Here is a 1,638-nt window from a genome sequence, read left to right on the forward strand (position 1 = left end):
GACGCGGAGCTGGAGGAGTACATCGGCCAGGCCTACGTGGACGAGTCCGAGCGCCTCCATCCGCGGGGCCGGCGCGACCTCGCGCGCGAGCTGGGGCTAGGGGAGGCCGCGTCGTGGGACGGGGCCGCTGCGCCCGAATCTGCCGCGGCGCCGGAGCCTGCTGCCGGTGGCGCGGACTTTGCCGTGTCTGCCGCGGCGCCCATGCCGCAGGCAGACGATCCCGAGGCGGAACTGACGATCTTCTCCGCAACCTTGACGCCTCCTTCCCAGAGACGCTGTTCTCCATGATCGACGCGCGCGGGCTCACGGACGCGCAGGTCTACAACCGCGCGAACCTGACGCGGCAGTACTTCAGCAAGCTGCGGTCGGGCAAGATCCATCCCAGCAAGCGCGTGGTGCTGGCGCTCGCCGTGGCGCTGGGGCTCGACCTTGGGCAGACGCGGCTGCTGCTTGGCCGCGCGGGCTACTCGCTCGCGCACAACAGCAAGTTCGACGTGATCGTGGAGTTCTACATCGGCCGCGGCGTGCACGACGTGGACGCGATCAACCGCGCGCTCTTCCGTCACGACCAGCAGCTGCTTGGCGTCTCGTAGCCGCGCCGCCTGCGCCCGCTGGCGCGTGCGTCGGCCAGAGCCTCCAGATGTAGCCTCGCAGTTTACCCAAAGGCACCCCGCCGTCCCTAGACTCGTGGCAACACGAGGTCAAGGGCGGCAAACACGCCCGGAGGGGAGCCATCATGGCAGGTTACGGACGCAAGGCAAGCGCAAAGCACGGCAGGTCGGAAGCACGCGGGGGAGAAGATCGCGACGTCCTGAGCCTTGGCGGCGGCGTGCGCCGCGGGCTGACGGAGCTGGTCTTCGTGGTGGACGAGAGCGGCTCGATGTACGACCTGGCGAGCGACACCGTGGGCGGCTTCAACTCCACGCTCGAGCGTAACCGCAGGTTGGACGGGGAGGCGAACGTCTCCGTCGTGTTCTTTAGCGACCGCTCGCGCGTGGCCGTGGACCGCAGGCCCATCCGGGAGGTGCGTCCGCTCGGCCGCGGGGACTACCGACCCGGCGGCTGCACCGCCCTGCTGGACGCGCTGGGCGGGGCCATCAGCCACACGGCAAAGGTGCAGAGCTACCAGCCGGACGGCTACCGCGCGGAGCACGTGGTCTTTGTGGTCATAACCGACGGGCTGGAAAACGCCAGCCACCGCTACGGCTACGGCCGCGTGCGCCGCATGGTCGAGGGCTACCGGCGCCAGGGCTGGGAGTTTGTGTTCCTGGGCGCCAACATCGACGCCGCGGCCGAGGCGGGCCAGCTCGGGATCGGCCGCGACCACGTGGCCCAGTACGTGAGCGACTCCGACGGCATGGCCCTTGCCTACGACGCCGTGGCCGAGGCCACGTGTGCTGCCCGTGACCTGGGCTGCGTGCCGACCGGCTGGAACGATCGGGTCAACGCGGACGCGCGTCGCCGCGGGTAGGGGGTGGTGACGGGTGCCCGCCAGCGCCCGCCAGCGCCTGCCGCCCCTACTTGCGCGCCCTGCCCTGGTGGAAGCGGTCCAGCATCTGCTGGTACGCGGAGACCCGGTGGCGCAGCGCCACGGTGAACACGACGGTGAGGATGGCCAGAACTGCCAGATAGCTGACC

General features: G+C 70.3%; 3 protein-coding genes. All 3 read left to right on the top strand.

Features of this window, described 5'->3' with window-relative positions; translation table 11 throughout:
* Window positions 1-288 (top strand): hypothetical protein (locus ACI38Z_RS09140; protein WP_439789892.1); only part of this gene is annotated, 288 nt, incomplete at its 5' end.
* Window positions 285-593: a helix-turn-helix domain-containing protein gene (locus ACI38Z_RS09145; protein ID WP_439789893.1), complete on the top strand. Its 309-nt coding sequence runs from the start codon at window positions 285-287 to the stop codon at window positions 591-593. The genes ACI38Z_RS09140 and ACI38Z_RS09145, both read left to right, overlap by 4 nt.
* Window positions 594-736: 143 nt before the next feature.
* Window positions 737-1,471, top strand: coding sequence for a vWA domain-containing protein (locus ACI38Z_RS09150; protein WP_439789894.1), 735 nt, complete (start codon window positions 737-739; stop codon window positions 1,469-1,471).
* Window positions 1,472-1,638: the final 167 nt, after the last annotated feature.

This window comes from Parafannyhessea sp., from assembly GCF_051876455.1.
Classification (GTDB): Bacteria; Actinomycetota; Coriobacteriia; order Coriobacteriales; family Atopobiaceae; genus Parafannyhessea.

Bases quoted from the DNA above. Each gene is read 5' to 3' on its own strand.
- ACI38Z_RS09145 (WP_439789893.1), top strand. From the start codon at position 285: ATGATCGACGCGCGCGGGCTCACGGACGCGCAGGTCTACAACCGCGCG.
- ACI38Z_RS09150 (WP_439789894.1), top strand. From the start codon at position 737: ATGGCAGGTTACGGACGCAAGGCAAGCGCAAAGCACGGCAGGTCGGAA.